Source organism: Kribbella sp. NPDC043289, assembly GCF_056436705.1.
Map to the genome: position 1 here is coordinate 58,256 of NZ_JBWKCB010000012.1, position 25,457 is coordinate 83,712.

The 25,457-nt window shown below is 68.7% G+C and carries 27 protein-coding genes; 15 read left to right on the forward strand and 12 right to left on the reverse strand.

Annotated features, from left to right (window positions below; genetic code table 11):
* Positions 1–99 precede the first annotated feature (99 nt).
* Positions 100–420, reverse strand: a complete 321-nt coding sequence (locus AC0662_RS39820) for a hypothetical protein (protein WP_478307168.1) — start codon at positions 418–420, stop codon at positions 100–102.
* Here AC0662_RS39820 and AC0662_RS39825 point away from each other — a divergent pair.
* Entirely contained in the window at positions 413–949 is a 537-nt protein-coding gene (locus AC0662_RS39825) for a hypothetical protein (protein WP_478307170.1), read from the forward strand. The genes AC0662_RS39820 and AC0662_RS39825 overlap by 8 nt on opposite strands.
* On the opposite strand, the gene AC0662_RS39830 is transcribed toward AC0662_RS39825, so the two are convergent.
* Complete coding sequence (locus AC0662_RS39830) at positions 918–2,102, reverse strand: glycine C-acetyltransferase (RefSeq protein WP_478307171.1); 1,185 nt, start codon at positions 2,100–2,102, stop codon at positions 918–920. The two genes, AC0662_RS39825 and AC0662_RS39830, sit on opposite strands and share 32 nt — an antisense overlap.
* The gene (gene tdh / locus AC0662_RS39835; protein ID WP_452202233.1) at positions 2,102–3,151 is read right to left on the reverse strand and encodes an L-threonine 3-dehydrogenase; all 1,050 of its coding nucleotides are present in this window, start codon (positions 3,149–3,151) and stop codon (positions 2,102–2,104) included. The genes AC0662_RS39830 and tdh overlap by 1 nt, the downstream gene beginning before the upstream one ends.
* A 109-nt stretch (positions 3,152–3,260) precedes the next feature.
* Between tdh and AC0662_RS39840 the strand changes: the two genes are divergently transcribed.
* The 6 genes from AC0662_RS39840 to AC0662_RS39865 all read left to right on the forward strand — a co-directional run bounded on the left by AC0662_RS39840 (position 3,261) and on the right by AC0662_RS39865 (position 9,838).
* A complete protein-coding gene (locus tag AC0662_RS39840) occupies positions 3,261–3,899 on the forward strand; it encodes a class E sortase (RefSeq protein WP_478307173.1) in 639 nt (212 codons plus the stop codon).
* 31 nt (positions 3,900–3,930) lie between these two features.
* Complete coding sequence (pyrE, locus tag AC0662_RS39845; RefSeq protein ID WP_452202237.1) at positions 3,931–4,476, forward strand: orotate phosphoribosyltransferase; 546 nt, start codon at positions 3,931–3,933, stop codon at positions 4,474–4,476.
* Positions 4,476–5,204, forward strand: coding sequence for a hypothetical protein (locus AC0662_RS39850; protein WP_478307175.1), 729 nt, complete (start codon positions 4,476–4,478; stop codon positions 5,202–5,204). Before pyrE ends, AC0662_RS39850 begins: the two co-directional genes overlap by 1 nt.
* Positions 5,205–5,243: 39 nt before the next feature.
* A complete protein-coding gene (locus AC0662_RS39855) occupies positions 5,244–6,116 on the forward strand; it encodes a LemA family protein (protein WP_478307177.1) in 873 nt (290 codons plus the stop codon).
* A gap of 216 nt (positions 6,117–6,332) precedes the next feature.
* Positions 6,333–9,314, forward strand: coding sequence for an AfsR/SARP family transcriptional regulator (locus AC0662_RS39860; protein ID WP_478307179.1), 2,982 nt, complete (start codon positions 6,333–6,335; stop codon positions 9,312–9,314).
* 113 nt (positions 9,315–9,427) lie between these two features.
* Positions 9,428–9,838 carry a hypothetical protein gene (locus tag AC0662_RS39865; protein WP_452202244.1) on the forward strand — a complete coding sequence of 137 codons (411 nt, stop codon included), beginning with the start codon at positions 9,428–9,430 and terminating at the stop codon, positions 9,836–9,838.
* Positions 9,839–9,869: 31 nt separating this feature from the next.
* Here AC0662_RS39865 and AC0662_RS39870 read toward each other — a convergent pair whose 3' ends face one another.
* Complete coding sequence (locus AC0662_RS39870; RefSeq protein ID WP_478307182.1) at positions 9,870–10,574, reverse strand: DedA family protein; 705 nt, start codon at positions 10,572–10,574, stop codon at positions 9,870–9,872.
* A 60-nt stretch (positions 10,575–10,634) separates the two neighbouring features.
* On the opposite strand from AC0662_RS39870, the gene AC0662_RS39875 reads away from it, so the two are divergent.
* Entirely contained in the window at positions 10,635–11,261 is a 627-nt protein-coding gene (locus AC0662_RS39875) for a TrmH family RNA methyltransferase (protein WP_452202329.1), read from the forward strand.
* Here the strand turns inward: AC0662_RS39875 and AC0662_RS39880 are convergent.
* Positions 11,243–11,665, reverse strand: coding sequence for a MarR family winged helix-turn-helix transcriptional regulator (locus tag AC0662_RS39880; RefSeq protein WP_452202247.1), 423 nt, complete (start codon positions 11,663–11,665; stop codon positions 11,243–11,245). The two genes, AC0662_RS39875 and AC0662_RS39880, sit on opposite strands and share 19 nt — an antisense overlap.
* A 49-nt stretch (positions 11,666–11,714) precedes the next feature.
* Between AC0662_RS39880 and AC0662_RS39885 the strand changes: the two genes are divergently transcribed.
* The 3 genes from AC0662_RS39885 (at position 11,715) to AC0662_RS39895 (ending at position 14,213) form a co-directional block, all read left to right on the forward strand.
* A complete protein-coding gene (locus AC0662_RS39885) occupies positions 11,715–12,713 on the forward strand; it encodes an FUSC family protein (RefSeq protein ID WP_478307184.1) in 999 nt (332 codons plus the stop codon).
* Entirely contained in the window at positions 12,703–13,887 is a 1,185-nt protein-coding gene (locus AC0662_RS39890; protein WP_452202251.1) for an alpha-amylase family protein, read from the forward strand. The genes AC0662_RS39885 and AC0662_RS39890 overlap by 11 nt, the downstream gene beginning before the upstream one ends.
* Before the next feature lie 137 nt (positions 13,888–14,024).
* Positions 14,025–14,213, forward strand: coding sequence for a hypothetical protein (locus AC0662_RS39895; protein ID WP_452202253.1), 189 nt, complete (start codon positions 14,025–14,027; stop codon positions 14,211–14,213).
* Here the strand turns inward: AC0662_RS39895 and AC0662_RS39900 are convergent.
* Genes AC0662_RS39900 through AC0662_RS39910 form a run of 3 tightly spaced genes read right to left on the reverse strand, consistent with a single transcriptional unit; the run spans position 14,202 to position 18,023 of the window.
* Positions 14,202–15,932, reverse strand: a complete 1,731-nt coding sequence (locus AC0662_RS39900) for an FAD-dependent monooxygenase (RefSeq protein WP_478307186.1) — start codon at positions 15,930–15,932, stop codon at positions 14,202–14,204. The genes AC0662_RS39895 and AC0662_RS39900 overlap by 12 nt on opposite strands.
* Positions 15,929–16,801 (reverse strand): intradiol ring-cleavage dioxygenase, encoded by an 873-nt coding sequence (locus AC0662_RS39905; protein ID WP_478307188.1) that lies wholly within the window; start codon positions 16,799–16,801, stop codon positions 15,929–15,931. Before AC0662_RS39905 ends, AC0662_RS39900 begins: the two co-directional genes overlap by 4 nt.
* A 13-nt stretch (positions 16,802–16,814) precedes the next feature.
* Positions 16,815–18,023: a maleylacetate reductase gene (locus AC0662_RS39910; protein WP_478307190.1), complete on the reverse strand. Its 1,209-nt coding sequence runs from the start codon at positions 18,021–18,023 to the stop codon at positions 16,815–16,817.
* A gap of 64 nt (positions 18,024–18,087) precedes the next feature.
* On the opposite strand from AC0662_RS39910, the gene AC0662_RS39915 reads away from it, so the two are divergent.
* Positions 18,088–18,882 carry an IclR family transcriptional regulator domain-containing protein gene (locus tag AC0662_RS39915; protein ID WP_478307192.1) on the forward strand — a complete coding sequence of 265 codons (795 nt, stop codon included), beginning with the start codon at positions 18,088–18,090 and terminating at the stop codon, positions 18,880–18,882.
* Positions 18,883–18,885: 3 nt separating this feature from the next.
* On the opposite strand, the gene AC0662_RS39920 is transcribed toward AC0662_RS39915, so the two are convergent.
* The gene (locus AC0662_RS39920) at positions 18,886–19,305 is read right to left on the reverse strand and encodes a VOC family protein (protein ID WP_478307194.1); all 420 of its coding nucleotides are present in this window, start codon (positions 19,303–19,305) and stop codon (positions 18,886–18,888) included.
* Between the two features lie 152 nt (positions 19,306–19,457).
* Positions 19,458–20,477 (reverse strand): SIS domain-containing protein, encoded by a 1,020-nt coding sequence (locus tag AC0662_RS39925; RefSeq protein WP_452202265.1) that lies wholly within the window; start codon positions 20,475–20,477, stop codon positions 19,458–19,460.
* 139 nt (positions 20,478–20,616) lie between these two features.
* On the opposite strand from AC0662_RS39925, the gene AC0662_RS39930 reads away from it, so the two are divergent.
* From AC0662_RS39930 to AC0662_RS39940, 3 genes are all read left to right on the forward strand, one after another.
* On the forward strand, positions 20,617–21,336 hold the full coding sequence (locus AC0662_RS39930) for a GntR family transcriptional regulator (RefSeq protein ID WP_184839453.1): 720 nt from the start codon (positions 20,617–20,619) through the stop codon (positions 21,334–21,336).
* 201 nt (positions 21,337–21,537) lie between these two features.
* Positions 21,538–22,563 carry a class II fructose-bisphosphate aldolase gene (gene fbaA, locus AC0662_RS39935; RefSeq protein ID WP_478307197.1) on the forward strand — a complete coding sequence of 342 codons (1,026 nt, stop codon included), beginning with the start codon at positions 21,538–21,540 and terminating at the stop codon, positions 22,561–22,563.
* Between the two features lie 118 nt (positions 22,564–22,681).
* Positions 22,682–23,647, forward strand: a complete 966-nt coding sequence (locus AC0662_RS39940; protein ID WP_452202269.1) for an iron-siderophore ABC transporter substrate-binding protein — start codon at positions 22,682–22,684, stop codon at positions 23,645–23,647.
* A 9-nt stretch (positions 23,648–23,656) separates the two neighbouring features.
* Here the strand turns inward: AC0662_RS39940 and AC0662_RS39945 are convergent, their stop codons facing one another.
* Together AC0662_RS39945 and AC0662_RS39950 are read right to left on the reverse strand one after the other, a co-directional pair.
* Entirely contained in the window at positions 23,657–24,628 is a 972-nt protein-coding gene (locus tag AC0662_RS39945) for a type IV toxin-antitoxin system AbiEi family antitoxin domain-containing protein (RefSeq protein WP_452202271.1), read from the reverse strand.
* Positions 24,629–24,673: 45 nt separating this feature from the next.
* A complete protein-coding gene (locus AC0662_RS39950) occupies positions 24,674–25,456 on the reverse strand; it encodes an N-acetyltransferase (protein WP_478307199.1) in 783 nt (260 codons plus the stop codon).
* Between the last annotated feature and the right edge of the window lies 1 nt (position 25,457).

Consider the following 25,457-nt stretch of genomic DNA (forward strand, 5'->3'; position numbering starts at 1 on the left):
GCTGCGAGCGGTTGGTCTTGCGCTGGCGGCGCTGCTCCTCGTCTCCTGTGGAGAAAACGGGTCCGTCGAGCTCCCGTCAGGATCATCAACGCGCACTCCTCAGGCGGTGCCATCGGTGCCGTCCGTGACCGCGACACTGCCGGCCCGCTCGTCCGCACCCCAGGAGTCCGCGCCCCAGGAGAGCGCCGCGCCGGTGACCAGCCGCACCCGCTCGCCGGAACCCTCGGCGAATCCGACCGCGCCGGCGGCCGCATCGAGTCCCGCCGAGTCGTCGGTCCCCACCGGACCGACACGGACCGCCCCGCCGACTGCCCCGCCAACCGCACCGCCGACCGTCACCACGACGACCGAACGCACCAGGACGGCGACGGTCTCGCCGACGCAGACGACGACCACGTCGCAGACCAAGACGGTGTTCACCTCGGCCCCGACACCAACAACCGCGACGACGGTGCAACCCACCTCGGCCAACAGCGGCGACGCACCCACCTGGCTGTGGTGGGTGCTGGCCGCGATAGCGCTCGTGCTGGCAGTCGGGATACCGCTGCTCATCAGGTCGCGCCGGCGCAGCGCCTGGCGGGACGACCTCTCCGCCGCCGAGGGCGAGGTGACGTGGTTCGCCCGCACCCTGATCGCCGACCTCCGCCGGCAGCCCTCGCCGATGGCGGCCGCCGGCGCCTGGAACGTCGAGTCGAGCCGGGTCGTCGCCGTCGAGGACAAGCTGACCGCCCTCGCGTCGAAAGCACCGAACGACGCCGACGGAACCCGCGCCCGCACGCTCCGCAACGCCGTCCGAGGGGCCCGGACCGATATCCAGAACCTGCTGACGACCGCCACCCCGGCGACCCTGCCGCGAGACCTGGACGCGGTCGGTGCCCGGCTCGAGCAAGCGCTCGGAGCACCGACCACCGGTTCGGCTACGCCGCCAGGGCGGCCCGAGCCTCGATGAACGCCGCGATCGCGCGCTCCACGTCCTCGGTCGAGTGCGCCGCCGAGAGCTGGACGCGGATCCGCGCCTTGCCCTGCGGTACGACGGGGTACGAGAAGCCGATGACGTAGATCCCCAGGTCGAGAAGCTTGTCGGCCAGCCGGCCCGCCTCGGCCGCGTCACCGATCATCACCGGGGAGATCGGGTGGTCGCCGGGCAGGACGTCGAAGCCGGCCTCGGTCATCTTGGTGCGGAACAGCGCGGTGTTAGCGCTGAGCTTGTCGCGCAGGTCGCTGGAGCCGCCGATCATCTCGAGGGCCTTCAGGGACGCCGCGGTGACGGACGGCGCCAGCGAGTTCGAGAACAGGTACGGGCGAGAGCGCTGGCGGAGCAGCTCGACGATCTCGCGACGGGCGGAGACGTAACCACCCGAGGCACCGCCGAGCGCCTTGCCGAGGGTGCCGGTGACGATGTCGACGCGGTCCTTGACGCCGAACAGCGACGGGGTGCCGGCGCCGTCCGGACCGACGAACCCGACCGCGTGCGAGTCGTCCACCATCACCAGCGCGTCGTACCGCTCCGCGAGGTCGCAGATCTCGTCGAGCGGGGCGACGTACCCGTCCATCGAGAACACGCCGTCGGTGGCGATCAGCCGGTAGCGCGCGCCGGCGGCGTCCTTCAGTTGGGCCTCGAGGTCGGCCATGTCGCGGTTCTTGTACCGGTACCGCTTCGCCTTCGACAGCCGGATGCCGTCGATGATGCTGGCGTGGTTCAGCTCGTCGGAGATGATCGCGTCGTCGGCACCGAGCAGCGTCTCGAAGAGGCCGCCGTTGGCGTCGAAGCAGGAGCTGTAGAGGATCGTGTCCTCGGTCCCGAGGAAGGTGCTCAGGGCACCTTCCAGGTCCTTGTGGATCTGCTGGGTGCCGCAGATGAAGCGCACCGAGGACAGCCCGAATCCCCACCGGTCAAGGGCTTGTTTGGCCGCCGCGACAACGTCGGGGTGATCGGACAGCCCGAGGTAGTTGTTCGCGCAGAAGTTCAGTACTTCGTTGCCAGTAGCAACCGAGATCAGGGACTGCTGGGGTGACGTGATCACCCGCTCGGACTTGTACAGCCCCGCGTCCCGGATCTCGCCGACGGTCGTTTTCAGGTCGTCCCGCATCCGCCCGAACATCAGTGCTTCTCCTCCAGGGTCTCAGCCGTCCAGTCCATGATCACCTTGCCGCAGTGCCCCTGCCGCGCGACGTCGAAGGCGCGCGCGAAGTCGCCGTACCCGAACCGGTGGGTGATCACCGGGGTCAGGTCCAGGCCGCGTTCCAGCATCACCGACATCGAGTACCAGGTCTCGAACATCTCCCGGCCGTAGATGCCCTTGATGGTCAGCATGTTGAGCACCACGGTGCCCCAGTCGATCGCGATCTCGTCCGACGGCAGGCCGAGCATCGCGACCTTCCCGCCGTGCGTCATGTTCGCGAGCATGTCCCGCAGCGCGGCCGGCTGCCCGGACATCTCCATCCCGACGTCGAACCCCTCGCGCATCCCCAGGCTCTGCTGCGCCTGCGCGATCGTCTCCTCGCCGACGTTCACCGCGCGGGTGACGCCGATCTTCCGGGCCAGGTCCAGCCGGTACTCCGAGAGGTCGGTGATCACCACGTTCCGCGCACCGGCGTGCAGTGCGACCGCCGCGGCCATCACCCCGATCGGGCCGGCACCGGTGATCAGGACGTCCTCACCGACCAGCGGGAACGACAGCGCCGTGTGGACCGCGTTGCCGAACGGGTCGAAGATCGCTGCGACATCCAGGTCGACCGGGTCCTTGTGTACCCACGCGTTGCTCGCGGGCAGGGCGACGTACTCCGCGAACGCGCCCGGGACGTGGACACCGAGACCGCGCGTCTTGATGCACAGGTGGCGGCGACCGGCGCGGCAGTTGCGGCAACGGCCGCAGACCAGGTGCCCTTCGCCGCTGACCAGGTCACCGACCGCGACGTCGCGAACACCGACGCCGATCTCGACCACCTCACCGCAGAACTCGTGCCCGGTGACCATCGGCACCGGCACGTTCTTCTGCGCCCAGTGGTCCCAGCTCTGGATGTGCAGATCGGTTCCGCACAACCCGGTCCGGAGCACCTTGATCAGGACCTCGTCGGCCTCGATCTTCGGTTCCGGGACGTCCTGCAACCACAGACCCTGCTTTGCCTCGGCCTTGACCAGCGCCTTCACCCGCACACCTCCGTCTACGACGATCGTCCACATCGTCGTGCCGGGCAACCATCGGCGTCCATCGACACGTCGTGCACAGGCTTTGCAGCCGAACTGCATACTGGGACCCATGCGGGGAGTAGTCAGAGTCCTGGGGATCCTGCTCCTGGTGGCCGGCGTCGGGCTGCTCGGCTGGGTCGGCTGGCAGTACTTCGGCACCGGCATCACCTCGAACCACGCGATGGGTCAGGGCGAGAGTTCGCTGCGGCAGCAGTGGAAGAAGCCGGCCCCGACGACAGCGACGGCCACGGCCACGGCTCGGCCGGCGCCCGGGAAGCCGATCTTCCTGCTCCGGATCCCGAAGTTCGGCGCCGATTGGGAGAAGCCGATCGTCGAGGGCGTCGACGCGAGCGATCTGGCGCGTGGGATCGGCCACTATCCACAGACCCAGATGCCGGGCCAGCCGGGCAACTTCGCGATCGCCGGCCACCGGGTCACCCACGGTTCCCCGTTCCGCAAGCTGCTCGATCTGCGGGAGGGCGACCAGGTCGTCGTGGAGACCCAGGACGCCATCTACACCTACGAGCTGGACGGCTCGCCCCGTGATCTGACCGTCCAGCCGACCGACACCTGGGTCCTCGACCCCGTTCCCGGCAAGAACCAGACGCCCACCAAGGCGGTCATCACGCTGACCACCTGCCAGGACCTGTTCCACTCACCGGACCGCTCGGTTGCCTTCGGTCACTTGGTCAAGGTCGGCAAGAAGTAGTGGACTGAGCAGTGTTCTAAGCTCAACGCTCATGAGCTACGACCGGGACGGACTGCTGGAGCAGGTCAAGAACAAGGCGATCGTGCACGGCCGGGTGACGCTGGCATCCGGCAAGGAAGCCGACTACTACGTCGACCTGCGCCGGATCACGCTGGACGCGGCCGCCGCGCCGCTGATCGGCCCGGCGATGCTCGAGCTGACCAAGGACCTGGAGTACGACGCCGTCGGTGGCCTCACGCTCGGTGCGGACCCGGTCGCGATGTCGATGCTGCACGCCGCCGCGCAGCAGGGCCGGACGCTGGACGCGTTCGTCGTACGCAAGGCCGAGAAGACGCACGGTCTGCAGCGGCGGATCGAGGGTCCGGACGTCAAGGGCCGCCGGGTGCTGGCGGTCGAGGACACCTCGACGACCGGTGGTTCGGTGCTGACCGCGGTCGAGGCGCTGCGGGAGGCCGGGGCCGAGGTGGTCGCGGTCGCGGTGATCGTGGACCGGTCGACCGGCGCGCAGGAGCGGGTGGAAGCAGAGGGCTTGGAGTATCGGACCGTGTTCGGACTCGAGGACCTGGGTCTCAGCTGATGCAGAGCAGTACCGTCGCGTTCGTCCTGGTAGCCGTCCTGCTCGGGCTCGGAATCTTCTTCTTCAACTACTACCGCGCGAAGAAGCGCCGTGAGTTGTTCGCCGGGTTCGCCGCCCAGCAGGGCTGGTCCTACGTACCGTCGAACCCGTCGCTGGCCGGCCAATGGCGGGGTACGCCGTTCGACTCCGGTGACCATCGACGGGCGCAGAACGTGCTGTCCGGGCAGTACAACGGGCATCCGATGGTTGCCTTCGACTACAGCTACCAGACGCACACCACCAACAGCCGCGGCCAGCGGCGGACCACCACGCACCGCTACGGCGTCGTGGTGATGCAGCTGCCGGGCGCACTGCCGCACCTCGAGGTGACGCACGAGGGGATCTTCGGCGGCGCGGTCGCGAACGCGTTCGGGTTCCGCGACATCCAGTTCGAGAGCGACCAGTTCAACCGGGCGTTCCGGGTGAAGGCCGACGACGAGCGGTTCGGGCACGCGGTGGTGACGCCGCGGATGATGGAGCTGCTGCTCGCCCGCGGCGAGATCGGCTGGCGGATCGAGGGAAACTCGCTGGTCGGCTGGGACAAGGGCAGTCACAACCCGACCGAGATGATGAACCGGCTGATGCTGCTGCAGCAGGTTCTGGAGAACGTTCCGCCCTACGTCTGGCGTGACTACGCGGGCGTCGACCCCCGTGCGCAGCAGCCACCGGGCGGACCTACCTACCCGTAGAGTCGATCCCAGCACTGCCAATACCTCGGGAGCTGGGAAATGGTCTGGGTCATCATCGCGATCGTCGCGGTCGTCGTCATTCTGGCGATCATGCTGATCACGTCGTACAACCGGTTCGTCAAGCAGCGGAACCTGATCCAGGAGTCGTGGCGGCAGATCGACGTCGAGCTGCACCGCCGGTACGACCTGATCCCGAACCTGGTCGAGACCGTGCGCGCGTACGCGGCCCACGAGCGGCACGTGTTCGAGGAGGTCGCCCGGCTGCGTACCCAGGCGGTGAACGTGCAGGGCTCGAACCCGGAGCAGCGAGCTGCTGCGGAGGGTGAACTGTCCGGCGCGCTGCGTCAGATGATGATCTCGGTCGAGCAGTACCCGCAGCTGCAGTCGAACCAGAACTTCCTCGGCCTGCAGCGCGAGCTGACCGACACCGAGGACCGGATCGCGGCCGGCCGCCGGTTCTACAACGCGAACGTCGGCGACTACAACACCCGCATCGAGGCGTTCCCGTCGAACGTGATCGCGAACGGCTTCAAGTTCGAGAAGGCCGGGTACTTCGAGGTCAAGGACGAGCAGGTCCGCGCGGTCCCGCAGGTGTCGTTCGGCACCATCGGCTCGGTCGCGGGGGAGCAGGCGCCGCCGCAGATGCAGCCGGGAGCGCCGTCGTCCGGTCAGATCCACCCGCAGATGCCGGGGGACCAGGGCAACTACCAGCAGGGCTACCCGCAGCAGCAGATCCCGGGCGGCTACCAGCAACCGCCCCAGCAGCCTCCGTACCAGGGTCAGCAGGGGCAGCCGGGTCAGCAGGGCCAATACCCCGCGCAGGGGTACCAGGGAGAGCCACCGGTGGGCGGCCCGCCTGCGGGTTCCCCCGCGCCACAGGACGGACAGCCGCCTTTCACCGGTGGCCAGTAGGCACCGGTTCCCCGTGATCCAGGTCCCCCGACCCCGGACTCACTCCCAGTGCCAGGCCCGGCGTGACGGCGGTCAAGTCGCCACCCGGGCCTGCCCTCCCCCCGGTACCTGACGACAACAGTGCCGCACTGAGATACATCCGGCGTACATCGGGCTTCCCGCCGGGTGTGGGCGGATGCCACGATAGGTCGGTTCCAGAGTGGAGAGGTCGGACGAGTGGACAGTCTGAGGTACGCGATCCTCGGACCTCTGCGCCTCGTCCACGTCCAGGGCCAGCCGCTCAAGGCCGCGAAACCGCGCCAGCTGCTGGCCACGTTGCTCCTGCACCCGAACCGCTTCGTCTCCACCGATCTGATCGCTGACGCGCTCTGGGAGAACAACCCGCCGCGGTCGGCCACCGCGAACATCCGGACCTACGTCCGTGCGCTCCGCGGGGTGCTGCAGGACGCCGGACTTCCCGCGCCGATCGACACCTCGGCGGCCGGCTACAGCATCGAGGTCGGTGTCGACGAGCTCGACGCCAGCCTGTTCGAGTCGCTCCTTGCCGAAGGCGGTCACCTGCGAGACGCCGGTGACGACCGGCAGGCTATGCAGGTGCTGTCCCGCGCGTACGCGCTCTGGCGCGGCCGTCCGCTCGAGGACCTCCCAATGCCCGCGGCGTGGGAGGGCTCCATCGGCCGTCTGGAAGCGCAGCACCGCGGTCTGGTCGACACACTGCTCGACCTCCGGCTCGAGTACGGCGACGCGAGTGGCGCCGCAGTACTGCTGAGTGCCCGCCTCGTGGACGACCCGTACGACGAGCAGCTCTGGCGCCGCCTGGTCGACGCTCTGCTCGCCGCGGGACGTGGTGGTGAGGCGCGAGCGGCGTACGCGAAGGCTGTGCAGACGCTGGCTGACGAGCTGGACATCAAGCCCGGTCCCGAACTGGAGGCCGCCGGTGCCCGCGCCGAGAACGGCCCGTCGGCCAACTGGCCGAACCCAGGCATCCCGGCAGACCGTACGGCGGACCGTCCCGTACCGCCTCCGCCCGCCGGACCGATGGCGGCCCCGGAACTGACCGACCCGCTGCGGCCACCGAGTCAGCTGCCGCTCGACCTGGCCGACTTCAACGGCCGGCAGCACAACCTGGAGCAACTGCGGGACCTGGTCTGCGGCCGTGACCCGGTGCGGCCGCCGATCGCGGTCATCTCGGGCGCACCGGGAACGGGTAAGACCTCACTGGCCGTGCGACTCGGCCATCAAGTCCGTGAGTACTTCCCGGACGGGCAGATCTACCTGGACATGCACGGTGCGACGCACCCGCGCGATCCGGCAGCCGCGCTGACCGATCTGCTGCTCAGCCTGAACCTTCCGGACTACGCGATCCCGACGGACCCGGAGCGGCGGTCCGCGATGCTGCGGTCCGAGCTGGCGAGCCGACGGGTGCTGATCATCCTCGACGACGTGGCGACCGCCGGTCAGGTGACACCGTTGATGCCGGGGACGGGGGCGTCCGCGGTCGTGGTGACCAGCCGGAACCGGTTGATGGACCTGGCCGGGGCGGACAGCCTGCCCCTCGACACGTTCGACGACCGCGAGGCCGCCGTACTGCTGTCGTCGGTGGCCGGTGCCGGGCGGATCGATCCGTCGTCGCCCGAGGCCGAGGAGATCCTGTCCGCGTGCGCGAACCTGCCGCTCGCGATCCGGATCGTCGGCAGCCGGCTGGCGCAGCGTCCGGACCTGAGCGCCCGCGAACTGGCCCGGCGGCTGCGGGACGAGACCTCGCGCCTGGACGAGCTGAGCATCGGTGAGCTCGCCGTCCGGACCAGTGCGGACCTCAGTTACGACGCGCTCAGTCCCGAAGAGGCCCGGTTGTACCGCCTGATCGGCCACTTCGCGGTCGGGGTGTTCTCGGCCCGCGCATTGGAAGCGATCGCGTCGCCGGCCGCCGTACGGCGCAGTCTGGACCGGCTGATCGAGGTGAACCTCGTCCGGATCAGCTCGGTCGACCACCGCGGTACGGCGCGGTACCGGGTGCACGACCTGCTGCGGCTGCACGCGCTCGCGGTCGGCACCGAGGCGCAGCAGGCACAGGCGATCCGCGACGTGGAGACAGTCGTCGACGAGATCCTGAACAAGATCCGCCGCGCCAACGAGGCGCTGTCCTTCGAGTACTTCGGCGTTCTCGAGCACACCGGTCCGTTGACCGCGCCCGACCCGTCGCCGTTCACCGAGACCGACGCGATCGCGTGGTTCGACAGCGAGCGCAGTACGTTCGTGCCGGCGATCCGGGCCGCGGCGCAGAACGGGCTGCACGAGCACGCGTGGCGGATCGCTGCCGCCTGGGGCCCGTACCTCGACCTGCGAGCCGGCTTCGAGGACTGGAACGGCTCGCACCAGCAGGGTTTGCTGAGCGCGGTCGCCTGCGATGACCGGCGCGGCGAGGCGATCATGCACCGCAACCTCGGTCAGCTGGCGGTCTACCAGGACGACTGGGAGACCGCGCGCCGGCACTTCGACGCGGCCGCGCAGGTGTTCGCCGAGGTCGGCGACCGGCTCGGTGAGGGCGTCGCTGCCGTCGGGCTCGGCACCTGGCTGCGGGAGCGCGGCGAGCGGGACAAGGGACTGGAGCAGTACGAGAAGGCGATCGAGGCGTTCGTCGAGGACGGCAACGCGAACGCCGAGGCCCTGGCGCGGACCGCGGCCGCGAACGTCTACCTGGTCCGCGGCGACCTGGACACCGCCCGGAGCCTGCTGGCGAGGGCGTTCCAGATCGCCGTACGCCGTGCCGACGCCCACCGCGAGGCCAAGGTACGGCGACGCATCGCGGCGCTCCGGGTCGTTCAGGGCCGGCACGACGAGGCGGTCCGGCAGCTGCGCAAGGCGCTGGCGATCTTCGACGGGATGGGCGACGACCACTGCGCGGCGTACACGCGGTCGCTGCTCGGGCAGGCGCTGATGGAGCGCGGCGAGGTCGCCGCGGCCCGGAAGACCCTGCTGGACGCGATGGACATCGGCCACCGGCTGGGCGACCGCAGCGTCGAGGGTCAAGCGGCGCAGCATCTCGGCGAGCTCTATCTGACGACGGGCAGCATCGACAACGCCCGCCGTACCCTCGAGCGCGCCGCGCGGGTCTGGCAGCAGGCAGGGAACGACGGCGCCGCGGCCGACTGCCGCCGGTTGCTGGCCGGCTCCGAAGCAGGGGTCGCAGCCGGCTGAGCCCGCCGGGCAACGCTCGCAGGGCAATGTACGGCGGCTGTATCCGCGCCCGGCAGGATTTCGGTCATGCCACGGCACACCGGCCGAGGACGGGGGATCGGGGAGGATTACCTATGGCCTGGGGGGAGGTTGTCGTGGAGCGCCGGAACGTCCCGCGGGTGGCGAACCCGCGGGACACCGAGGCGGCGCTGAACTGGCAGCTGGAACGCGCCGGTTCGGCGGCCTGGCTGGACTGGCCGTTGAAGTTCCAGCGGATGGCGTTCGGTTACGCGCACGACAGCGGCTGGCACGACGCGGCCGACGCGGTGAGCTGGCTCGACCACCACGCCCTGCTCCGTGAAGGGGCGGCGCCACGGGGGGCGCTGGTCTGGTACCAGGCGGCAGACCGGATCCGGGTGGCTTGCGCACTCGGTTCCGGTCAGGTGGTCGGCCCACTCCCGACCGGTCTGGTCGAGGTCACCGACCTCGGCCGGCTCAGCTCCGACTGGGTGTGGTCAGAACCGCACTTCCCGTTCGGCCACTGAGCCAGACGGGGCCAGACTGAGCCAAGCGGGGTCAGTCGGTCGGGTTGTTGACCGGGTGCTTCGGGGCGGCGTGCTTCGCGCCGCCGTCGGTGTTGTTGTTGTTGCGGTTGCGGCGCCGGGCGAGGAAATACTCGACGACCATCGGGATCAGCGAGACCAGCACCAGCAGGATCAGCGCCGACTCCAGGTGGGCGTGGATGAACTGCACGTTACCGAGCGCGTGACCGAGCAGCGTGATGCCCGGCGCCCAGATCACCGCGCCGACGCCCGTCCACAGGAAGAACTTCTTCGGGTCCATCCTTCCGGCGCCGGCCACGATCGTGATGAAGGTCCGCACGATCGGCACGAACCGGGCCATCACCAGCGCCCGCGGACCGTACCGCTCGAAGAAGTCGTGCGTCTGCTCGATGTACTTCGGTTTCAGGAACCGGGCGTTCGGGTTCTGGAACAGCGACGTACCGAGGAACCGGCCGATGTAGTAGCCGGACACGTTCCCGAGGAACGCGGCGATGGTCAGCAGCACGCAGGCCAGCCAGAGCGGTACGCCGATGGTGCCCTGCGCGATGAACAGGCCGACCGCGAACAGCAGCGAGTCACCGGGCAGGATCGGGAACAGCACCCCGCACTCGATGAACACCACAATCAGCGTGCCCCACAGCGCCCAGTCACCCAGCCAGTGCAGCAGGTACTCCGGGTCCATCCAGTTGGGCATCAGCATCGCGACAAGAGGAAGCACGCGGACAGGGTAGCGTCCCGACCTGTGCGTGAGCTGAGCAGCGACCTGCGGGGAGCGGACATGGTGGGGCCGAACGAGGTCGGGGTCGGCCCGTGGCAGGGGGAATGGCCCGACGACCCGCGGCTGGACCCGGAACTCCTCGCGGCCGGCGATCGACGCAACGTCGTCGACAAGTACCGGTACTGGAAGCTCGAGGCGATCGTCGAGGACCTCGACCAGCAGCGGAACCCGTTCCACGTCGCGATCGAGAACTGGCAGCACGACCTGAACATCGGCTCGGTGGTGCGGACGGCGAACGCATTCCTGGCGACCGAGGTGCACATCGTCGGCCTCCGGAAATGGAACCGCCGTGGTGCGATGGTCACCGATCGCTACCAGCACGTCCGTCACCAGCCCACCCTTGCGGACCTCGCCGAGTACGCCGCTGCTCGGGCGCTGCCGGTGATCGGGATCGACAACCTGCCGGGGTCCGTACCGCTGGAGACGTTCGACCTGCCGCGCGAATGCGTCCTGCTCTTCGGTCAGGAAGGCCCTGGGCTGACTCCTGAGGCCCACGCGATCTGCTCCGCGGTGCTGTCGATCGCCCAGTTCGGCTCGACCCGCTCGATCAACGCGAGCGCCGCGGCCGCGATCGCCATGCACGCGTGGATCCGGCGGCACACCTTCGGTCAGCCGTCGAGCAGCTGATCGAGGAGTCCCGCCGCCAGTTGTAGTACTGCGCGTTCAGTGGGATTGAGCCGTTCGGTGATGGCCTCGGCGAGCCAGTCGTCCGAACTCTGCACATGGTCTTTCAGCAGTTGCCGGCCGCTGTCCGTCAGCTCGATCGTGTGCCGGCGGCGGTCCTGGGTGTCCTGCTGTCTGGTGATCAGGTCCTGTTCCTCGAGACCGGCGAGCACACGCGTCAACGACTGCGGCTGCACGCGCTCCGCCGCGGCGATCTCGCTCGCCGTCAGTGGCCCACGCCGGTGCAGCTGGCCCAGCACGGCCACGCCGGTGCTCCCCAGACCGTCCCCCGTCCGCTCGGCCCGCAGTCGCAACGCCAGTCGAGTGCTGGCACGCCGAAGCGCTACGGCCGTGTCATACGCTTCCACTTACTATTCCTCTCTAGCGACCGATTGAGAATGCTAAGCTGAGCTTACTATGACGATCGCGGATCCGCGTCACCTCATCCACTGGCACCGCGAGACACCGGTCGTCCTCCCGCAGTTGATCGTCGCCGCCCTGGCGATGGCCGCCCCGATCACGTACGGCGTCGCAACCGATCACCTCGCCCAAGCGTCGTACGCCGCCCTCGGTGCACTCGCCCACCTTGTGTCCGCACCAACCATCCGGAGGCCGCTTTCGTGGTTGGCCGGGGCACAAAGAGTGGCAGTGGGAGTGGTAGTGACGGCGGGGGCTTGGGTTGGGGTGTCGCTCGGGGGCCGTGGCTGGTGGACCGCGGTCGGTGTGGTTGGGCTGGCGGCGGTTGCTGCTGTGGTGGGTGGGCTCAGCCGGTGGATGGCCGATGTGACGACGCGGTTCACCACGTTTCTGGTGATGGCGACCGGGCTGAGTTCGGTGAGTGCTTGGGAGGTTGCTCGGTGGTTCGCGCTCGGGGTCGCGTGGGCGATCGTGTTGGGTCTTTGGGGAAATGGCGAGGTGGCCGCGCGGCCGACGTACTGGAAGGTGTGGCGACGGAGGCTGCGCAGTTTTGACGCGTGGCGGTACGCGGTGCAGCTGGTGCCGGCGCTCGCGATCGCTGAGGCGATCGAGGTGTGGTGGCATCAGGAGAAGGGCTACTGGATCGCGCTGGCCGTGGTGATCGTCGTCCGTCGCCGTGGCGGATCGTTGCTCCGGGCAACACAGCGCTGCGTCGGCACCTGCGTCGGCGTACTGATCGGCGGAGCTCTCGTGCTCTGGGTGCCGCCGTCTTGGGCAATCGTGGCGGTCGTCACCGTTCTCGCCGGTCTGCGGCCGTTGCTCAAGGAACGCAACTACGCGGCGTACGCCATCCTCATGACCCCGCTCGTCGTGCTGCTGATGGATCTCGGCCGTACTCCGGAGCTCTCGACCGTCGGGTACCGCTTGATCGACACCGTGATCGGCTGCCTGATCGCGATCCTTCCTACTCTGGTCCTGAGGAGGCGCCATGTGGCCTGATCACGTGATCTGGTGGCAGATCTACCCGCTCGGCTTCACCGCCGCGGAGTCAACCGCGCAGACAACGGTCGTGCACCGTCTGCGCCACTTGGAGAGCTGGCTCGATTACGCCATCGATCTCGGCTGTTCGGGACTCCTGCTGGGCCCGGTGTTCGCGTCCGAGACGCACGGCTACGACACCGTCGACCACTTGCGCATCGACCCGCGCCTCGGCGACGACGCCGATTTCGACTCGCTCGTCGCGCAGGCCCACGACCGTGGCCTGCGGATCGCCCTCGACGGTGTGTTCAACCACGTCGCGCGCTCGTTCCCGCACCCCGAGTGGTTCCGCCGCTCCGACGGTGGGCTCGCCACTTTCGAGGGCCACGAACAGCTCGTCGCCCTCGACCACAGCAACCCCGAGGTGGCCCAGTACGTCGGCGACGTCCTCAGGCACTGGCTCGACCGCGGCGTCGACGCCTGGCGCCTGGACGCGGCGTACGCCGTCCCGCCCGAGTTCTGGCGCGACGTCCTGCCACGCGACCGCGACGCCTGGTACTTCGGTGAGGTCATCCACGGCGATTACGCCGGGTACGTCGCGAAGAGCGGGCTCGATTCCGTCACGCAGTACGAGCTGTGGAAGGCGATCTGGAGTTCGCTCAACGACCGCAACTTCTTCGAGCTGTCGTACGCGCTCGGTCGGCACAACGCACTCCTGGACACGTTCGTCCCGCAGACGTTCGTCGGGAACCACGACGTGACCCGCATCGCGACCCGGCTCGAGGACGAGCGGTACCTCGGTCATGCGCTGGCGATCCTGTTCGCGGTCGCCGGCGTACCGAGTGTGTACTCCGGCGACGAGCAGGCGTTCCGCGGTCTGAAGGAGGACCGAGCCGGCGGCGACGATGCGATCCGGCCGGCGTTCCCCGAGGAGCCCGCCGAGCTGGCGCCGTACGGCTGGGACACCTATCGGTTGCACCAGGAGCTGATCGGTCTGCGGCGGCGCAATGCGTGGCTGACCCGCGCGCGGACGGAGGTCGAGCACGTCACCAACGAGACGATCGCGCTGCGGGCCCGTCAGGACGACGCCTGGGTGCTGCTCCTGCTCAACGTCTCCGATCAGGAGGCCGTGTTCCCGGTCGACGACGCGGTTGTCGTACCGCCGCACAGTTGGAGATTCTTGACACGACCGTAACCTTCGGCCGGGCTCTCGCGTTGTCCTGATTGACAGAAGTGAGGCCTTCTCGACCAAAGTCAGCCCCAACTCGGGGGGCTCGACGCGCATCAAGCACGTCGTACTGGGTTTGTGACGGGAAACATGGGGGTTTGTTGATGAACGCTCTGTGGGACGAACTGCTACACGAGCTGGGTACCGTGCGCGCCCTGAGCGCGGCAGCTCTGGAGGCGCGCTCGGAGACCTCGCGGGTCGCGCTGATCACCCTGCTGGATGCCGAGACCGCGGAGATCTCGGCGATCCTCGACCGGATCCTCCGCGAAGCCGCCGAGACGTCAGCGGCCTAGGAGCGAGCCGACCGCCTGGCGGAGCGTTTCCGTCGGGTCGTCGGGCTGGTCGAACGCGCGGTACGCGATGTGGGCGTCCGGCCGGACGAACAGACAGCCCGCGTCCGGGATCTCGCGCACCCGCGCCCAGTCGCCGTACAGGTCGTCCAGCTCGCGGCCCGGCCCGATCACGAACGCCTCGATCGGTACGCCGAGCTGCTCGGACACGGACTGCGCCGCCTTCACCCACGCCTCACCGCCGATCCCGGTGAGCAGCGTGAACCGGCCCTTGCCGACCACGTCCAAGGTGCTGACGGTCTCCGATCCACGGGTCAGCCAGCAGTGCGGGATGCGAGCGCCCGGCCACGTCGTCGGGTGGTAGTAGAGCTCGTGATCCCGCTCGTACGGCGGCTCCGGCGTACCGTCCGCGATCACGGCCGACGACCGGTAGCGCTGACCGAGCTCGACGCCGTGCGCGTTGAACTCGTAGTCCTTCAGCTCGATCGCCTTCCGCAGCTCCGCACGCTGGGCCGCCGCGGCGGGTGTGTCGTCCTTGCGCGACTCGATCGTCCGCCCGGGCGGCGCGTCCGGCGTCATCCCGAGCGCGTGGAAGATCTGGCCGAACTGGTTTCGGCTCTTGTTGGCGCGGTCAACGATCTGCCGCGCGATCGGCGCCCGCTCGTCGTTGTAGCTGTCGAGCAGCTCGGGCGCGGCGTGACCCTCGAGGACCAGCGCGAGTTTCCAGGCCAGGTTGTACGCGTCCTGGATCGAGGTGTTCGAGCCGAGGCCGTTGCTCGGCGGGTGCCGGTGGATCGCGTCACCCATGCAGAACACGCGGCCCTGCGAGGTCTTCTCGGCGTACATGTGGTTGACGCTCCACACCGACGTACTCTTCAGCTTCACGTCGATCGTGTCGTCACCGACCAGGTTGTGCACGATCTCGGTCGCCATCGCCTCGTCGACCACGGGCGGGGGCTGGTTGATGTCGTACCCCCAGACGATCAGCCACTCGTTCCACGGCCGCACCATCCGGACCAGGCCGGCGCCGATCCCGCCGATCTGCGCACCGGGCTGCAGGACCCAGTACAGGACGCTCGGGCGGTGGGCGACGTACCGGCTCAGGTCGGCCTCGAACACGATGTTCATCGAGCCCTCGATATCCATCGCCCCGGCCATCGGCAACTCGATGTCCTGGGCAACCTTGCTCCGCCCACCATCCGCACCGATGAGGTACTTCGCCCGGATCTGGTACGTCGAACCGCTCAGCCGGTCCCGTACCGTCGCGGTCACACCGTCGGCGTCCTGTTCGAGGGACAGGTACTCGGTGTTGAAGCGCAGCCGGGCACCGCGGCTCGCCGCCGTACTGAGGAGAATCGGCTCGAACAGCGTCTGGGGAAGATCGATCGGGAGACACGGGCTCGCCTCGGTGTAGTCGGCGAGGCGGCGTGGATGCGTGCCCCAGGTGCGAATGCGATCGATCTCCTCGCCGGCCAGGCTGGTGCAGAACGCGGTCTCACCCATCAGATGGTGGGCGGTGCCCTTGTCTGTGACCTCGTCCTCGATGCCCATGTCGCGCATCAGCTCGATCGTGCGCTGGTTGGTGATGTGTGCGCGGGGCGTGTTGGCGGTCCAGCCGTAGCGGGTGAGGACGATGGTGTCGACGCCGTACGTGGACAGGAAGAGCGAGGCGGCGCCACCGGCCGGGCCACTGCCGACGATCAGGACATCCGTGGTGATCACTGCTGCGTCTCCTCGGTCGTGGCGAGTACGAGGTCGTAGTCGACGGTGTAATAGGTCCGCTCGGGCGTCATGCCGTCCGGTGCCGTCGTGCCGGCCGCGTGCTCGGTGAAGTCGACGATCAGCGACTGCTTGACGCCGAAGACCGCGTCGGTGTCGAGATAGGGATCGCCTGCGGCGAAAACGTGCGTGATGAGGCGGGCGTAGCCGGGCGCGGTGACCATGAAGTGGATGTGCGCCGGGCGCATCGGGCCGCGGCCACCGGCGCGCAGCAGCTCGCCGACCGGGCCGTCGTCGGGGATCGGGTAGGCGACCGGCTTCACCGCCCAGAACCGGTAGTTGCCTTCAGCATCGGTCATCAGGTGGGCGCGGTTCTGTGGACCGTCGAGCTCCTTCTGGACGTCGTAGAACCCGTCCTCGTCGGCCTGCCAGGTCTCGACCAGCGCGCGCGGGACCGGATCGCCGTTGGTGTTGAGGACCCGCCCGCTCACCAGGCACGGCTGCCCCGGCGCTCCGTTGGCGATGTCGCCACCGAGCTGCACCTCCGGCGACCCCTCGACGAAGAACGGGCCGAACACAGTCGACTGCGTAGCCGGCAGCGGCTTCCGGTTCCCCAGCCCGACGGTCAGCATCGACAGCCCGAGTACGTCGGCCAGCAGCACGAACTCCTGTCGCGTGCCGGTGGAGATCTGACCGGTGCGGGTCAGGAAATCGATCGCGGTGAAGTACTCGTCCTCGGTGAGATCCACCTCCCGCGCGAACGCGTGCAAGTGGCGGACGAGCGCGGCCATCACGTCCCGGTAGCGACTCCTCGTGCTGCCGTCGAAGCTGGCCACCACGGCCTCGGTCAGGTCATCGCCTTGCAGATCCATCCGGTCTCCTTCGTCAAGGTCGCGTACCTGCCCAGGCGCGGCCGAGAATCTCGCGCACCAGGTCCTCGGTCACCGGGACCGGGTTGTCGGTCGGGTGGAACGCTTTCGCGGCCTCGGCCACCTGGGCCTCGGTCAAGCCCAACTCCCGGAGGCTGGTCGGTACGCCTGCTGCCTGGAACAGATCGAACAGGCCGGTCGCCAGGTCAGGCTCTTGCGGGTCGGTTGCGAGGGCTGCTGCTAGGCGGGCTGTTGCTTGCGGTACGGCGGGGGCGTTGACGCGCACGACCTGGGGGAGGACCGCGGCATGCGTCTCCGCGTGTGGAAGGTTGTAGGTGCCACCCAGTAGATGACACAACTTGTGATGCAGTCCGGTGCCGGCCGTTGCCAACGCCGAGCCTGCGAGACAGGCGCCGTACAGAAGGTTGCTGCGAGCATCTATATCCGTGGGTTCGGCCAACACGTTGCGCAGTCCGGCGCTCAACGCTCGCAGACCTTCCACCGCGGTCGTCTCGGTGATCGGGTCCGCTTTTGGCGTCCACACCGCCTCCACGCAATGTGCGATCGCATTCGCCACACTCGCCGCGGTGACCTTCTTCGGCAGGTGCTGACTCAGCACCGGGTCGTACACGACAACCCGCGGCAACACCCGCAGGTCCGTCCCGGTCGTCTTGCTCCCACCCGCCGTCTCACCCCACACCGGAGTCATCTCCGACCCCGCATAGGTAGTAGGCACCGCCACAATCACCACCCCATCGCCAACCGGCCCATCACCCGCTCCGCCGTGGGGCGTCTCGCCACCTGTCGCGCCAGCGGCTCCGCCGACCGCCCCGACGGTGGGGACTCCGCCAGCCATCCCAGCTGCTGGCTCGGGACTGTTTGTGAGGGCGATTGCTTTCGCGAGGCCGATTGCGGAGCCGCCGCCGATGGCGATGATGCCGTCGGCACCGATCTCGCGCGCCTTCGCCCGGGCAGCGGCCGCCACTTCGGTCGGTACGTGCTGGGCGACGCCGTCGATCCGTCCCGCGAAGCAGTCGCCCAACGCCATCTCGACCACGTCGGCCGCGTCCCGCGCGGAGTTCGTCGCCACCACGAGCGCCCGCCGTACCCCGACCGCCGCGGCCTCGGCCGCCACCCGATCGAGCGTGCCGGCCCCGAACACCACCCGCCCCGGGAAGAACGTGTGCACGAACGTCGACCGCGCGGGCTCACCTGGACGTGGCATCGGCGACTCCGGTAGGATTTCGCTGAGCGAATAGTTCTTCTTTCAACGAAAAGCAGGCTAGCTGATGGCGGGTGACGCGTCTACAGGTACGTTTCTGCAGGGTCTGGACCGTGGGCTCGCGGTGATCCGCGCGTTCTCTGCCGACGCGCCCTCGCTGACCCTCAGTGAGGTGGCGCGAGCCGTCGGGATCACGCCCGCGACCGCCCGCCGGATCCTGCTGACCCTGGAAGAGCTCGGCTACGTCCGCAGCACCAACCGCCGCTTCTCCCTCACGCCGCGGGTCCTCGCCCTGGGCTGGGCCTACTTGTCCTCGCTGGACCTCGGCGAACTAGCCGGCCCGTTCATGGAGGAGCTGAGCGCCAAGACCCGCGAGTCCTGCTCCATCGCCACCCTCGACCTGCCCGACATCGTGTACGTCGCCCGCGTACCGACCAGCCGAATCATGACCGTCGCGCTCGGGGTCGGCGCCCGACTCCCGGCGTACCCGACCTCGATGGGCCGCGTGCTGCTCGCGGGACTGCCGGACGACGAGCTCACGGCGTACCTCGGCACGCTCGCGGACTCGTTGCCCGCCGACCCGCTGACTGACCGTACGCTCACCACTCCCGCCGACCTCCGCACCGCGATCGACCAGACCCGCAAGGACGGTTACGCGCTCGTCGACCAGGAGCTCGAACTGGGCCTCCGCTCCATCGCAGCCCCGATCCACAACTCCCGCGGCCGGGTCATCGCCGCGCTCAACGTCTCCGCGCACGCCTCCCGCTCCACGCCGACGTCGCTCTGCGAGGAGTTCCTCCCGCATCTACGGCAGGCGGCCCAGCAGATCACTACTGCGCTGACCCATCGCGGCCATCTGTAGCGTTCACGCCTGCAGTTCCTGAAGGATCTGCAAGTAGTGCGGGTTGTTCATGATCCCGATCAGGTTGCCGAACGGGTCCACGACCGACGCCGTACGGAACCCGGTGTTGTTACCGCGCTCGACGATCCCTTCGTTCAGCGTCGCCCCGAGCTCGAGCATCCGCGCCAGCGTCCCCTCGAGGTCGTCCACGTGCCAGTGAACGATCGCTCCCGCGGGACCTCCGGCGACCTCATGGCCCGCGTACCTCGCGTCGATGATCCCGAGCTCGCACTGGAAGTCCCCGAACCGGAACTCCACGTACGCCGGCGCCTCGACCGTCGGGACCGCGTAGTACGCCTCGATCCCGAGCAGCTTCTCGTACCAGTCCCGCGCCGCCTTTACGTCCGTGGCGTAGAAGCTGACGGTGGCAAGTCCTCGCAACATCTCGGTGGTCCTCTCCTGGGTTGTTCCCCTTGCGATGACCACCACGATTCCACTCAAAGTGCTCACCGAATGAGCACTTTGATGACCAACTGCATCGACTAGGCCGTCGCGCGGGAGAGTTCGCCCGACGGCCGGGTCGGCGAGGCGTCTGGTCAGTCGGTCTGGGTGACCTTGCGGAGGCCGCGCGGTGCGTCGGGGTCGAGGCCGAGCTTGCGGGCCAGGAGCTCGATCGCGCGCTGGGCCGGGATGACCAGCGCCAGCGGAGCGAGGGTTTCCGGGAGGTCGGGCCCGGCCAGGTTCACGTCGCAGCGGGAGGCGAACGTCGGGTCGCCGCCGATGCCGAGGATCTTGCTGCCCTTCTCGCGGACGATGCCGGCCAGCTCGGTCATCCCCGGGAGCGCGGGGCCGTCGCCGGCGGAGACCAGGATCGTCACCAGGTCCGCGTCGACGACCGCGATCGGGCCGTGCTTCAGGTCGGCGTACGAGAGACCGCGAACGGGCTGCAGGCAGGTTTCCTCGAGCTTCAGCGCGACCTCCAGTGTCGTGCCGAACGTCAGCCCGCGACCGCTCGCGAGGACGTCGTGTGCACCGGCGAGCAGGTCCGCCGCCGCTTCGACCGACCCCGACAGCATCTTCGCCGCCGCTTCGGGAACTCGCGCGATGTCCGCGTCGAGCGTGCCAGGCCGCTGGGCGAGCGCGTCTACAGCGACCGTGATCGCCGCCAGTTGGGTCGTGTAGGTCTTGGTGGCCGGTACGGCGAGCTCCTGACCGGCCTGGGTGATGAGCGCGACGTCGGCGGTCGACGCCAGCGGGCTGTTGCCGTCGTTCGTGATGCCGACGATCGCGGCGCCGTTGCGCTTGGCCCACTCGGCCGTGTCGACGATCTCCTGGGTGGCGCCGGACTGGCTGACCGCGACGACCAGCGAGTTCGACAGGTCGAGGTTGGCGCCGTACAGCGTGGCCACGGACGGTGCGGCCAGGGACGCCTGCCGGCCGGCGTGGATCTCGGTCAGATAGCGGCCGTACACACCGGCGTTGTCCGACGATCCGCGGGCCACGAAGATTACGTGCCGGCGGCCGGCGGCAAGCCTGGTGATGTCGTGCCGCAGCGGCAGAACGTGCTCGAACGTCGCCGCGAGCGCGGCCGGCTGCTCGGCGATCTCGCGCGCCATCCGGGTTTCCTGAGCGGGGACAGACACCACTGCGATCACTGGTCCTATCTGGTCTTAACAGGTATGCTGCGCACGATAGCAGTGAGCGGCGCCCCGGGGCACCCCCGAGGCCCGCCCAGGTCTGGAGGATCGAGATTCCATGGTGGCGACGAAGCGGGCCCAGGTCCGATCGGTGCTGGAACGGCTGATCGACGTCGAGCTGCATCCCGGGGACCCGATCCCTTCCGAACGTGCCCTGGTGGACAAGCTGAACGTCTCCCGGGTGACCGTCCGGCAGGCGATCAGCGATCTGGTCGAGTCCGGTGCCCTCGAGCGGGTGCACGGCAAGGGAACCTTCGTCACCGGTCCCCAGGTCGACTCGCAGCTGCATCTCACCTCGTTCTCCCGGGAGATGCGGGCCCGTGGTCTCGAGCCCGGGACCGTGGTGCTGTCGGCCAGCGAGATCGAGGCCTCCGACGAGACGGCGAAGGGGCTGCGGGTCGCCAAGGGCACCAAGGTGATCCGCGTCGAGCGGCTCCGCACGGCCGACGCCTCGCCGATGGCCTACGAGGTCGGCTACTACCCGTCCGCGCTCTTCCCCGGCCTGCTCGGCCGTGAGCTCGGCACGCTGTACGACGTTTTCGCCAGTGAGTACGACGTTGTCGTCACCTCCGGTGAGCAGACAGTCCGGGCGGACAACGCCGACGGTCATGTCGCCCGGGTGCTCGGCGTGGCCAGGCGGGCACCCCTGCTGGTCCTCGAGCGCACCACCTTCGCCGGCCGCAAGGTCGTCGAACTGTCCTGGTCGGCCTACCGCGCCGACCGCTACCGGCTGCACATGGCCCTGACTCCGCGTGGCCCGCGATCCGGGTCCGCCTGACCGGCTGCACCACACCGTCCGGAGGACATCCGGACGTAACGAACTGGATCGGTCCTGTTCATCAACTGGTCTGCATCCCTGCCGATCGCTCCCCGGCCACCGGGCCGGCTCGGCAGGCGGGCCGCCGGATCCGACGAAGTGCCCGGCGGCAATACTGGAGCCGAACCCACAAGAACTGTGTTGTGAGGAGTACCGCGAGACATGCCTATTGCAACCCCTGAGGTCTACGCCGAGATGCTGGACAAGGCCAAGCAGAACCGCTTCGCCTACCCGGCCATCAACGTCAGCTCCTCGCAGACGCTGATCGCAGCCATTCGCGGTTTCGCCGAGGCCGGCTCGGACGGCATCGTCCAGGTCTCCACCGGCGGTGCGGAGTACCTGTCCGGGTCCACCGTGAAGAACATGGTGTCCGGCTCGGTCGCGCTGGCGGCCTACGCGCACGAGGTCGCCAAGAACTTCCCGGTGAACATCGCGCTGCACACCGACCACTGCCCGAAGAACAAGCTGGACGGCTTCGTCCGGCCGCTGCTGGAGATCTCGGCCGAGCGTGTCGCGCGCGGTGAGAACCCGCTGTTCCAGTCGCACATGTGGGACGGCTCGGCGGTGCCGCTGACCGAGAACCTGGAGATCGCCAAGGACCTGCTGGCCAAGACGGCCGCGGCGAAGATCGTCCTGGAGATCGAGGTCGGCGTCGTCGGTGGCGAGGAGGACGGCGTCGCGAACGAGATCAACGAGAAGCTCTACACCACCGTCGAGGACGGCCTGGCCACGGTCGAGGCGCTCGGCACCGGTGAGAACGGCCGCTACATCACCGCGCTGACCTTCGGCAACGTGCACGGCGTCTACAAGCCGGGTGCGGTCAAGCTGCGTCCGGAGATCCTGAAGGAGATCCAGGACCAGGTCGGCGCGAAGCTCGGCAAGGACCGCCCGTTCGACCTGGTGTTCCACGGTGGCTCCGGCTCGACGCTCGAGGAGATCCGGGCCGCGGTCGACAACGGCGTCATCAAGATGAACGTCGACACCGACACGCAGTACGCGTTCACCCGGCCGGCGGCCGCGCACATGTTCACCAACTACGACGGTGTGCTGAAGGTGGACGGCGAGGTCGGCAACAAGAAGGCCTACGACCCGCGTGCCTGGGGCAAGGCGGCCGAAGAGGGTATGGCGAAGCGTGTCGGCGAGGCCTGCGAGAGCCTGCGCTCGACCGGTACTTCGCTGAACGGCTGACCTTCCGCGTCGAAGAGCTGTTGCGAGCAGGCCCGTTCCGGAGAGTTTCCCGGGGCGGGCCTGTTCATTTGTGTGGGTCGGTGCGCGGAGTTGATTAGGGAAGCCTATCCTTAGTCGCATGCGCAAACCTTTCGCTCTGGCGGCCTCCTGTCTGTTGCTGACGGTGCTCGCCGCTTGTGGATCCGGCTCCGAAGAGAAGGCCTCGCCGTCGGCCATCAAGGTGGCGACCAAGTTCGGTGAGGTGGCAGTGCCGGCCGAGCCGAAGCGGGTTGTCGCGCTGGGCTGGGGCGACGCGGAGACGGCGCTGGCGCTCGGGGTGCAGCCGGTGGGGGCCAGCGACTGGCTCGCGTTCGGCGGCGAGGGCGTCGGCCCCTGGGCGAAGGGCAAGTACCAGCAGGCGCCGCAGTTGATCAACACGCTCGAGCCGCAGTACGAGCAGATCGCCGCGCTGAAGCCGGACCTGATCCTCGACGTGAAGTCGAGCGGCAAGCAGGACCGGTACGACACGTTGAAGGCGATCGCGCCGACCGTGGGCGTCCCGGCCGGCGGCGACGCGTACAAGACCAACTGGAAGCAGCAGACCGAGATGATCGCCACCGCGCTCGGGCGGGTGGAGCAGGGGCGCAAGCTGATCGCCGACACCGAGGGCAAGTTCGCCGAGGTGAAGTCGCAGCACCCGGAGTTCGACGGGAAGACCATCACGCTCGGAGCCCGGACCAGCGAGGGGTACGGCGCGTACGTCTCCGGCACCGGGCGGGTCGACTTCGTGGAGCGCCTCGGCTTCCGCAACAACCCGGCCGTCCAGGCGAAGGCGACCGGTGACTTCTCGGTGCCGATCTCGCGCGAGAACCTCGGCCTGCTGAACGCCGATCTCACGGTCCTCACGCCGATCGGCATCCCGGCGAGCCAGATCACCGGCGATCCGCTGTACCGCGCGGTGCCGTCGGTGAAGGCCGGTCGCGCGGTGGTCTTCGACGACAAGACCATCAGCTCGGCGTTCGCCACGGACACAGTGCTGTCCGTCGGATACGCCTTGGAGAAGGTCGTCCCACTGTTCGCCAACGCGTTGAAGAGCATGGGGTAACTCCTTTCGTCACCGGACTCGGGCAAGGTCGAAGTGACGGATGCCGGTCCGTCGGGCTGCTCGGGTGAACGTGGTTCGGATGCGGTCGGCCACGGTCACCGGGTCGTCGAGGTCGGTCCAGGAGATCCAGCAGTGCTCGACGGGCTGTGGTCCGTCGAGGTCGAAGGCTGATTCGGGCAGCGGCTCCTCGGGGGAGGGCTCGAATTCCTCGCACCAGAAGGGAAAACGCGGCTCGAACTCAAGCACGGTGCGTTCGTCCGGGAACCACAAGACCTCCACCGCACCGTCGTCCGGGTCGGTGAGCTCGGGGTCTGGTGGTGGTGACGGGCTGGGAGCCGGCAGGCCCGCGGTGGCCAGGATGAAGCGCAGCCGGGACTCGGCGATCGAAGCTGCGCCGGTGACGTGGTCGAGGACTTTTCCGGCCCGTTTCGTTCCTTGGTCGAGTTGGCCGACAGCGTGGATCAAGGCGTCGTGGTCGACCAGCCCGGCGTACAACGCGGCGTCGGCGAGCACAGTCGCCGCAGCCTGCGGCGCCGAAGCGGCCACCTCGGCGATCGCGCGGGCAGGCGAGACCAGGTGCATCTTGTTCCACAGTTGGAGGTCTGACCCGACCGGGTCGCGGATGTGCCGGTGGACGCCGCGGAGCCGGCCGGAGCCGCCGTCGGGAGCGGTGACGTGGACTCGGCTGAGGTCGAGACCCCAGACAGGTAAGGCATGTAGGGCCGCGGCGGACTGGTGGCTGGCGTAGACACCGGGGCCGCTGGCGCGCAGGACGGCGTACACCCGGCGGAGGTGCAGGATCTCGTCGGTGACGAGGCGGAGTGAACGGTGGGCGGCATAGGTTCCGCGCCGGATCCGGCGCCAGCTGCCGGAGCCGAGCAAGGAGTCGATGTCAGCGTCGGGGTAACCACAGGCTCGCGCGTCCGCTCGGGTGAATACACCGCCACGGATCGACGCCATCACAGCAAGTTGAGGATTCATGCCCGAGAATGTGCCGCGATCGGCCCTTGTCCGGACGCACATTTTTCAATCTGTGGAGAACTGGTGCCGCACCCAGACGTTCGGCTCGACGTAGACCGCGCGATCGGCGGCGACGTCACACTCGACGGGCACGAGGGCGCCCGGGACCTCGACGGGTCCACTGCGATCGAAGGGCAATCCGGTCCACGATCGCCACTCGGCGAGCGATCCGGCGATTACCCAGGAGGTTGGTGCGATGCCGGTGATCTGGCCGCCGCCGCGGACGTGGGTGCGGAGCCATGGGTCGAAAGGCAGACCGTCCGGGCGCATGCGGGACGCGTAGTCGTGGATCGAGCTCGTGGGCTCAAGGTGTTTGTGGGTCGGGCGGACCGGCGCGTCGAGTACGTCTAGGCCGAGGCCGGCGGATGCGTCGCGGAGTGCCGCCAGGAGGAGCGCTGCGACGCCTTCACCCTGGAAGTCTCGAGCGACGCTGATGTTCAAGGCGCAGGCCGTGTCCGGGCGGATGCCGCGACGTGCGTCAGAGAAGGCCCAGACGACCGACTGCTCCCAGCCACCGGACGGAAACTCCGGACGGTCACCACGCAACAGCTGAACGGCGTGGGCGTCGCCGATCGGCCTGCCCTCTGATGTGGCGATCAGGCAGGTCGAAGCGAAGGCGTCGGCTGTCTGTGGGAAGTACGCCTCGGAGATCCGGTTGTGGCGCATGAAGGCCGGCCACTCGCCTACCTCGATATCGGCGTTGGCGAGCTCTGGCCGGTCAGCGACAGTGGTGATCTCGACGGTGCGCCCGGACGGCAGCTGGTGGGTCCAGTGCCTGGAAAAGGGCATA